Genomic DNA, 8,578 nt, shown 5'->3' with positions numbered 1-8,578 from the left:
AAAATAGGGGCATAGTGATTACTTCAGGGTGAAATGTGGACTTTTTACTGAAACGTCGTTGGCCTAGATTTGAATGCAAAAAATCGGTTAATGCAAAAATATATTGGGCACACCGGTTAATGCCATATGTCAGTGTGAAATTAATGGATGTGTCAAAGAAAGGATTTGGATTGACGAGCGAGCGAAAGCTGAAAGAAGGCAGTTGTGAGTTAAGGATCCGCTCTTTTCCACCTATTATTGGTGATATTGTTTATCGTAAAGAGTTTAAAAATGAGCAAGGTGAAAACTGCTATCAATATGGTTTTCACTTAAGTTCTCAGCTTTATAAAACTCAAATTGAAAATCTAGGGTGTAGAGGTGTTATTAACCTAGAGCACATAGTGACCAATACGAAGAAAGAAAGTTTAGGCTAACTACTCTATTACACTGATTGTGTGTGATATTGAAATAAACCAAAACAAAGAAAATACTTCAGTAAGGCATGCTGCTTATTCGCTTCTAGTGGGTGATAGATAGAGCGATTAATGCATGCCAGCTGAAATTCATCTTTTATTGTTGCTGAAAAATCAGGAGCGTCATTCATTTCTAAATTTTGGATGCCTTGCAGATTAAAGCGTTTCTCATTAATTGGTAGCATCCCAGTCCACCAATAATACAGTGTTTTACTGCTACGCGTCCTATCAAACCAATGGTCACATAAAATGGCAACGTAATCACCGTTTTGTAAATTATGGTTGTCTTTTAACTGTTTAATTTCTAACAAAAGCTGTGTTTTCGCTTCTGTTTTTGCATTGATAAATGATGGGTAAATGAACCATACTTTTTGTTCATCGATCAAAGCGCTGTAAATGTAGTTCTGACGGATAGCGTCATGGTGAAAAAGTGAGCAGTCCATAGTTTTGTTTTCCCGCTCAATCAATGAACCCAACCGGCGATGAAAAGCAGCACTTAAATGTACAGGTGACATTCCTCGATTATGAATCGCGGGATAATGATGTTTGCAAAGTGTTTTATAATCATCACTAAAGGCATCAAGTGCTTGAATAAATATGGGTTCTAACAAAGAACATTCCTTTTTTAAAGCCAATGTGTCGTGATTATTCTGACTTATCAATAATAATACTTATCGATTTTCAAAGCGATTGTAATCTAATAATCCCGCGTCTATCGGATAATGTTTTTTATACCACTCGGTTAATTCATCACTGTAAGACCAAAATTTATTGGAACTACGACGAATTGCAAAATTATCTAGTAAGTCAATATAATCATCTTCCTTTTTAATTTCAGAGAGTTGCTTAACAAAAGTACTTAATTGTGATTCATCTATTTCGAGGAATGCAGCAGGGTAACTGCCAACAACGCCATAAAGAAGAGAGAAACGGTCTAATTCAGGAGCTCTATTTTTCTCTTCATTAAATAACGATGAAATGTTTTTATGTGCACTTGTATTAAGTAACGTAAAAAACTCGCTTCGATTATCAAAAGAGGAGATGACTTTAATAATAATCACCTGAGGTAAATATTGCAGCCCATTACCTTTGATACTGTCTATTTTTCTCAACGTATTTAGAGCTTCAGGTGTTAGTTTTGAATTAGTTACACTGTAGCGTTGAGTCACATTATCATCAATATGCTTTCGTAATAGTGAGAACAACTCAGCTTTTGGATCGTCTGAAATATACTTGATTTGTGTTGGTTGCTTAAAAGGTTGAACATCTCGTTGCATATATTTACTTAGCTGTGGTGGTGGATTTTGATACCAACTTTGCCACTCTTCTTGACGAATTTCTTTTGGAAGTAAGGTTAAGAAATTACTTTCACCTTCCATTCGTAAAAAATCCATATACATACGTGTCATTATTTGATGACCGAAATTACCATAAACATCAAAGCCTGCGACTAATAAATAATGAATCCGCTCTAATAAAGCATAATCAATGATCCAAGCTGTTTTTGGTGTAGGACCATTAAGCCCTTTAATGACAGAGGCACTATCAAAATGTCGATAGATAGTTAATGCGGCATTATCATTATTTTGGCCCCCATTCCAAATGAGCTCTGGCGTTAAATGCTGCCCATTATTGAATATTTGATTTAAATAAGTGTTTTTGGCTTCTAAATAACGCGCTTGATTTCGTGAATATTGAAGCCAGCTAGTGATAGGCACCGTGGTACTGTCTAGTTCTGCGGGAAGCGTTAAGTTGTTTTTTTGCTCTCTATAAAACTGAGCGACACCTGGATTGTCTGCTTTTTCTGGATCGACAAAAAACACCCAGAAATGGTCATTAATAACATTCAAGGCTAACTGTCCACGGCAAACTGGACCTTTAATAAAGCCTTGAATAGTGTCTTGTGCTTCATCTAATAAATAGTGATAACGAGAGTTTACTGGTAAATCCACAAACGTTGTTAATGGGTTTGCTGCGATATCTGTAGAATAGCTTGGCAGTTTTGTTACCTTGTAACTTGAGTTTACAAACCACTTTTGCCATTTATCAAATCGAGGTTGATCAAGTAAATAGGGCATATGAGTTTTATCGACGGTAGTACTACGAACTGCCGTTATACGATAATACACTCGTTCAACGTTTGGATCATCGTAAGGTCGACGAGTCGCAATAAGCGAGATTGGTTTACCTGGTGGTGTTGCAGAGCGTACGAGTTTGAAAAAGCGTAACGTCTCAGTGTTAGTAGAAAAATAAATATTATTTAAAAAAAGATGTTCAAATAGATAACGGCTCGTCAATTGCTGTTTTAATGAATCGCCATTAAAAAAAGTTTCCCAATGAGTGATTTTTGTTATTTCATCTTGAGTTAAAGGAGCAATATCACTCATCTTAGCACCTTGCTCAAGCCATGAAATAAGTAAGTCATGCTCTGAGTTACTTAGCTCTGGCATTCCATAAGGCATGCCCCAACTTGGATATTGAGATTCATAATCTGCCATTTCGTCAATGGTTGGACATTGCTGCTCACGATCAATAGAGAAATCATAGCCGCTTAACTGCGTTTCATCTGCTAATGGATTATTTTTCTTTAACGTCAGCATACGAGCCATGACGCTGGCATCGGTATTTGCAATTTTAGTTTGTTCTCGTTCATTCAAAATAGCGGTGAATCCAATATCACGCCACTCTTGAGTTGTTTGAGCATCTTCAAATATACGGGTAGGGTTAGCTGCAACTAATCTTGTCCCTTGATATATAAGTGATTTGTGAGCACCACGATCCATCCCCTCAGCAGAAGACATTTTCAGTTGGCAAGGTGCGTCATAACAGGCATGACAAACCACGCAGCGTTTATCGACAAGAGGCTTTATCTCTGTTAAATAGTGTAGACTTTCAGGCGAATTATACTCATGCATTCTTTGTTGAACATTTTGCTCACCGAATAGTTGATCGTAATTATAACTTGCGTAGGTAGCGCACCCAGAAAAAATAACGACAAAGAAAATAACTAATGAGCGTCTAGAAAACATAAGCACATCCGAGAAATAAAGAGAGATCTTTATTGTAATAATAAATAAGAGAAAAAACAAAAAGCCCGCTTACCTATCGGCAAACGGGCTTGATTTTATTCAGAAATATTAAGCAGTCGCAGGGCTTAGCTGTTGTGCTTTTTCTTCAGAAATAGGCTTAGTTACTAGTGCTAATACGATAGCGACACCAACCATTACTGCTGAGATTATATATGCTAATGCGTAATCGCCACCTTGAGTCATTGAATAACCAACAACCGCAGCACCGATTGCACCACCAATACCCCATGAAGTGTAAAGAACACCATAGTTAGTTCCGTAGTTTTTCAGACCGTAGAACTCAGCAGTTAGTGATGGGAATACAGCAAGTAATGTACCGTAACCGATAGCAGCAATAGCAGTACCAACGATTAGCATGATTTCGCTATCAAATGTACCGAATAACGCCATGTTTGCTGCTTGAAGAACAAAAGCAATAAGTAGCGTTTTAACGCCACCAATTTTGTCTGAAAGCATACCAGCCGCAACACGACCGCCTGAATTGAATACCGCAAGGATAGACGCTAGGTAAACTGCATTTGGCAGGTTAGCTTGCATGCTAGCAATTGTAGTGATGTTACCAATAATCATCAAACCAGCAGAAGCGGCAAACGCATACATAATCCATAAAGAATAGAATTGAGGTGTTTTAAGCATTGCTTTCCAGTTCAGGTCTATTGGCTGACGCGTTGATACAGGTGCTTTACCTGCTTTAACTTTAGGCGCTTCAGGAGTGTAGCCTTCTGGTGGGTTAGAAATTGTTGTAGCAAGAGGTACCGCGATGATTAGAATCGCAACACCAAGCACTAAAAAGCTTGTGTGGATACCATACATTGAAATTAGTGCAGAAGTTACCGGTGCTAGGTAAATAGCAGCAAGACCAAAGCCGGCAGCTATTAAGCCATTAACCATACCTTTCTTAGAAGGGTGGAACCACTTCATAGCAGAGGGAGCAAGACATGCATAGCCAAAACCAATACCAGCACCTGTCATAACACCAAAGGTTAAATTTAGCATTAATACGGTATCAGCAAAGCTTGATGCGATCATGCCAAGGCCAACTAAGATTGTTCCGAAAATCAGAATTAGACGTGGTCCCATGCGATCCTGAAGGATACCAGCAACTAAAAGACAAATAGAAAAAGTGATTGTTGCAGTTGCATATGGTTGAGACGCTTGTGATGCAGTCCAGCCCATATCAGTAACAAGAGCTTTGTTAAATACGCTCCATGCGTAAAGAATTCCCAAACATAGGTTAATACAGAAGCCTGCAAGCAGGATACGCATTGCTTTATCGATATTTTTCATCGCAATCTCAGTGAGTTGAAAGTTTATTACAATTTAATGTATGTTTTTTATAGTTGTTTCTTAGAAATATGACAGTCGTCACGTTAATCTGCGCGGAGTCTATCAGTACTTTATATGTATTGGAATAGCTTGTATGATAATTACACCATATTTATTAAATCTAACATTGCACTTTTGACTACGCCATTAACTTGACATTATATAGCGTCTATTGTCATTTTTTTGTAAAATCATGATCTATAGCCTATTTTTACAAATAATTGCTTGATATTATCGGCCGCGTTTGAAACATCACTATAAACATGAGAAAAATATGAACATTAAAAAAATCAAAATAGCAGTAGCAGTGGCGCTAGGTATTACGACATTAACTGGTTGTATGGGCCAAATGGGTGTATCTAAATTAGTAGCCTTTGGTAATCTTAAAGTAGTAGATAACCGCTACGGACGTGCTGGTTTATACATTTTATTAGCACCAGTATATGGTGTAGCTGCATTTGCTGACCTTTTTGTTTTTAACTCGATCGAGTTCTGGACTGGTAAAAATATCATTACTGGTAAAAGCCCAGCGGTAGTAGATACTGATGTTGGCGGTGCAGTATTTAAAGTGAATGATAAAATTGACTCATCAATGACAAAAGCACCAATTGCACCACTTCAAGTGAACAACAATATAAAGAGCACTTCATTTGAACAAATTGATGCAAATATTTTAGAGATGCATATTGCATTACTTGATGGAACACAACAAGTATTACGTGGTGAAAAATCAAATGATAGCGTTGCTTTCTATCTTGATGGTAACTACATCACAACAGTACAAGTTGAAGAATTAGAAAACTATGTAGCGGCTTCACAAATTTAACTAAGACTCACTCTTATTTAACGAACAAAAGCATCCAGATTTGGGTGCTTTTTTTGTATAAGTTCAAAAAATACACTTTTTTTCTTACGTATTTTTTCTTACTCTCATTATTTATTTTAACCATTTAATCACAAACAATGAATCAAATATAAGAATTAACAAGGTCCGACCAATACTTTCAGTTGAATTGGAGGTTAATATTACACATTTATTAACAAAAGTGAAACAACTGAACAGTTTTCCATATAGTTGAATTTAAAATAGAAAGCGATAGAATATACTGAAAACAAAGATTCCAAAATTGAAAGGATGCTCTCAATTTATCTTAGAGGTATATCATGAAATTATTTCTCATTTTTCTCGTTTCAACTTTAGGTGGTGTCGCTGCTGCCGAGCATTTTCATTCTTTTATTCTGGGGTTAAGCATTGCTTCTTTAGCGGTAGGTTGTTGTCATTGGTTTGCATTTAGAACAACACGCTACCCACAAATGGCATTACTACTTCTAATGTTAGGTTTATTCGCTAAGATGGCGGTGACAATAATAGGCGTTGTCGTTAGTATGCAAGCTGACCTTATTACGTCACCATTTATTTTTTCGGTGTCTTATTTATTCTTCTCAATTGTAGCAACCTATCTTTGGTTTAAGATCAAAGATAAAAAGATTTCAGCTCCGTTGCTTAATCGGAATAAAAACATAGCATAAGTTTGATAAATTATTTTAAATAGAAGAGGAGCTTTTTAGCTCCTTTTTTTTATTTTGCATTATTCCATACCATATCTATAACTGTCATTACTTGCTATAGTATTGGTAGTTTTGTTTAAAAAAGGGTCGTGGATGACCATTTCCATTTTAATTTGTGATGATTCCGCATTAGCACGTAAACAGTTAGCACGCGTTATTCCGTCATCATGGGGAGCAAAAATAGAATTTGCTCAACACGGTTGGGATGCCATTGCTCAGCTAGAAGCGAATTCATACGATTTGTTGTTTCTTGACCTTACGATGCCAGAGCTTGATGGTTATGGTACGTTAGAAGAAATAAAAGCACGAAACATAGCGACGCAAGTTGTTGTTGTATCTGGCGATATACAGCCAAAAGCACAGCAACGTGTTGCTGCTCTTGGTGCAAAAGCTTTCATTCAAAAACCAGTTGATAAGCCAACATTGATCTCGACTCTTGATGCGATAAATATCAAGCCAGAACGTCAAGCAGTGTATTCTCCGCAACCAATTACATCAATTCAACTTAGACGCCGTGATATTTATTTAGAAGTGGCCAACGTTGCAATAGGTAGAGCGGCAGATTCTTTGGCTCGTCATTTTGATGTATTTGTTCACATGCCATTACCAAACGTGAATTTATTTGAAATGAGCGAGTTGCAAATGACATTACGTCATTTAGCCAGTAATGAAGACATGTCTGGTGTTTGTCAAGGTTTTAGCGGTGAAGGTATTGCAGGTGAAGCTCTTGTCTTGTTGAGCGATTCTAGCGTAACAGACCTTATTAAGTTAATGGATTACCCTAAATCAGATGATAGCAGCTTAGAGCTCGAATTGCTGATGGATGTCTCCAATATATTAGTGGGGGCATTTCTAAAAGGGATCGGCGAACAAGCTGAAGTTCGTTTTTTCCAAAGCGCACCTGTCTTGCTTGGTCAACACATATCTGTTGACAGTGTTGTAGAATCAACAAAAGGGTCATTTAATCGCTTAATGGCCTTTGAAGTAAGTTACAACATTGATGGTACACAAATTAAATGTGACATGTTATTAATGATCGTCGATGAGTCACTGCCTATTTTAGATAATAAACTTGCTTACTTATTGGATGATGAATAATGAATGGGATCCCAGCAGAATTTGAGCAGTTTCATTGGATGGTCGACATGGTCCAAAATGTTGATATCGGGCTTATTGTGGTAGATAAAGAATTTACCATTCACCTGTGGAATGGATTTATGACTCATCACAGTGGAAAACAATCTCATGATGTAATGGGAAAGTCGCTGTTTGATATTTTCCCTGAAATTAATGACGCTTGGTTTAAAGCTAAGTCTAAACCTGTGTTTGAACTAGGGACAAGGAGTTTTGTCATTTGGCGACAAAGACCTTATTTGTTTCGTTGCCGTAATGTTCGTCCTATTACACAACAAAGTGAATTCATGTATCAAAATGTCACGTTAAACCCAATGCGAAGCACAACAGGGGAGATCAAATCAATGTTTCTTGCTGTGGAAGATGTAACAGCAGAAGCCTTAGCTGAAACGATTAATAAATAATGATATCGTTATAATATTAAAATAAAAAAATGGAGACCTATTGTCCTCCATTTTTTGTTATTTAAACGTACTAATTATTTGTTCGCTTTTTTGTCCGCTTCCGTTAAATCACGGATCTTACGGCTGATGTCACGGCGAGATTTTGAAATCTCAGCACTTTTAATGATGTGATCATCTACACGGTCTTCGTAATCTGCTTTCATGTTTTGAACAACAATGATGATTTCGTCAGTAGACATAGTCGGGTGGATGTAATCCAGCATGTTTTCAAGCAGCGTTACACGCTTTTGGTTATCACGAATTTTCTTTTGATTATCTTGTAGTTCGCGTTTTAGTTTATTTTTACGACGTGCTTGGTTGATGATTTCAAAAACGTTATTCATTTTTATTTCCTATAATATGTAATAGCTACTTTCTTGATTAAATCATAAATGCAACATTGAAAACAATAACAAGATCAATACAGCGCTAAAAAAACAAGAGAAAGAGGCATTAACCTGCTTTCTTTTCTTCTAAATCGGTTGGTGTTACTTTTTGAAGTTTAGTGACTTTATCCGTCTCTTTGACTTCGCGGTTTTCACCAATCAATAAGCCACCTTTTTCA

Annotated in this window: 9 protein-coding genes; 5 read left to right on the top strand and 4 right to left on the bottom strand. The window is 36.9% G+C overall.

Annotated elements, in window-relative coordinates; all coding sequences use genetic code 11:
- Nucleotides 1–35 precede the first annotated feature (35 nt).
- Complete coding sequence (locus tag Q1K78_RS16310) at nucleotides 36–413, top strand: hypothetical protein (RefSeq protein ID WP_300181334.1); 378 nt, start codon at nucleotides 36–38, stop codon at nucleotides 411–413.
- Between the two features lie 8 nt (nucleotides 414–421).
- On the opposite strand, the gene Q1K78_RS16305 is transcribed toward Q1K78_RS16310, so the two are convergent.
- The 3 genes from Q1K78_RS16305 to Q1K78_RS16295 form a co-directional block, all read right to left on the bottom strand.
- A complete protein-coding gene (locus tag Q1K78_RS16305) occupies nucleotides 422–1,063 on the bottom strand; it encodes a hypothetical protein (protein WP_300181331.1) in 642 nt (213 codons plus the stop codon).
- Between the two features lie 60 nt (nucleotides 1,064–1,123).
- Nucleotides 1,124–3,481 carry a fatty acid cis/trans isomerase gene (locus Q1K78_RS16300; protein WP_300181328.1) on the bottom strand — a complete coding sequence of 786 codons (2,358 nt, stop codon included), beginning with the start codon at nucleotides 3,479–3,481 and terminating at the stop codon, nucleotides 1,124–1,126.
- 108 nt (nucleotides 3,482–3,589) lie between these two features.
- Nucleotides 3,590–4,828 (bottom strand): OFA family MFS transporter, encoded by a 1,239-nt coding sequence (locus Q1K78_RS16295; protein WP_300181325.1) that lies wholly within the window; start codon nucleotides 4,826–4,828, stop codon nucleotides 3,590–3,592.
- Between the two features lie 313 nt (nucleotides 4,829–5,141).
- Here Q1K78_RS16295 and Q1K78_RS16290 point away from each other — a divergent pair, with 313 nt between their 5' ends.
- The 4 genes from Q1K78_RS16290 to Q1K78_RS16275 all read left to right on the top strand — a co-directional run bounded on the left by Q1K78_RS16290 (nucleotide 5,142) and on the right by Q1K78_RS16275 (nucleotide 7,974).
- Nucleotides 5,142–5,693 carry a DUF3332 domain-containing protein gene (locus tag Q1K78_RS16290; RefSeq protein ID WP_300181322.1) on the top strand — a complete coding sequence of 184 codons (552 nt, stop codon included), beginning with the start codon at nucleotides 5,142–5,144 and terminating at the stop codon, nucleotides 5,691–5,693.
- Between the two features lie 338 nt (nucleotides 5,694–6,031).
- Nucleotides 6,032–6,397 (top strand): NADH:ubiquinone oxidoreductase, encoded by a 366-nt coding sequence (locus Q1K78_RS16285; RefSeq protein WP_300181319.1) that lies wholly within the window; start codon nucleotides 6,032–6,034, stop codon nucleotides 6,395–6,397.
- A 132-nt stretch (nucleotides 6,398–6,529) separates the two neighbouring features.
- Nucleotides 6,530–7,534: a response regulator gene (locus Q1K78_RS16280; RefSeq protein ID WP_300181317.1), complete on the top strand. Its 1,005-nt coding sequence runs from the start codon at nucleotides 6,530–6,532 to the stop codon at nucleotides 7,532–7,534.
- Nucleotides 7,534–7,974, top strand: coding sequence for a PAS domain-containing protein (locus Q1K78_RS16275; protein ID WP_300181314.1), 441 nt, complete (start codon nucleotides 7,534–7,536; stop codon nucleotides 7,972–7,974). Before Q1K78_RS16280 ends, Q1K78_RS16275 begins: the two co-directional genes overlap by 1 nt.
- 74 nt (nucleotides 7,975–8,048) lie before the next feature.
- Here Q1K78_RS16275 and Q1K78_RS16270 read toward each other — a convergent pair whose 3' ends face one another.
- A complete protein-coding gene (locus tag Q1K78_RS16270; protein WP_300181311.1) occupies nucleotides 8,049–8,357 on the bottom strand; it encodes a DUF496 family protein in 309 nt (102 codons plus the stop codon).
- Nucleotides 8,358–8,578 lie beyond the last annotated feature (221 nt).

This window comes from uncultured Aliivibrio sp., assembly GCF_946479765.1.
In the GTDB taxonomy this organism is placed as follows: Bacteria; Pseudomonadota; Gammaproteobacteria; order Enterobacterales; family Vibrionaceae; genus Aliivibrio.
Note: the sequence above shows the minus strand (reverse complement) of the source record. Positions and strands in the feature narration are given on the sequence as shown.

Excerpts from the sequence above, each read along its gene's own strand:
- Q1K78_RS16270 (WP_300181311.1), bottom strand. The coding sequence starts at position 8,357 with ATGAATAACGTTTTTGAAATCATCAACCAAGCACGTCGTAAAAATAAA.
- Q1K78_RS16280 (WP_300181317.1), top strand. The coding sequence starts at position 6,530 with ATGACCATTTCCATTTTAATTTGTGATGATTCCGCATTAGCACGTAAA.
- Q1K78_RS16275 (WP_300181314.1), top strand. The coding sequence starts at position 7,534 with ATGAATGGGATCCCAGCAGAATTTGAGCAGTTTCATTGGATGGTCGAC.
- Q1K78_RS16290 (WP_300181322.1), top strand. The coding sequence starts at position 5,142 with ATGAACATTAAAAAAATCAAAATAGCAGTAGCAGTGGCGCTAGGTATT.
- Q1K78_RS16300 (WP_300181328.1), bottom strand. The coding sequence starts at position 3,481 with ATGTTTTCTAGACGCTCATTAGTTATTTTCTTTGTCGTTATTTTTTCT.
- Q1K78_RS16285 (WP_300181319.1), top strand. The coding sequence starts at position 6,032 with ATGAAATTATTTCTCATTTTTCTCGTTTCAACTTTAGGTGGTGTCGCT.
- Q1K78_RS16295 (WP_300181325.1), bottom strand. The coding sequence starts at position 4,828 with ATGAAAAATATCGATAAAGCAATGCGTATCCTGCTTGCAGGCTTCTGT.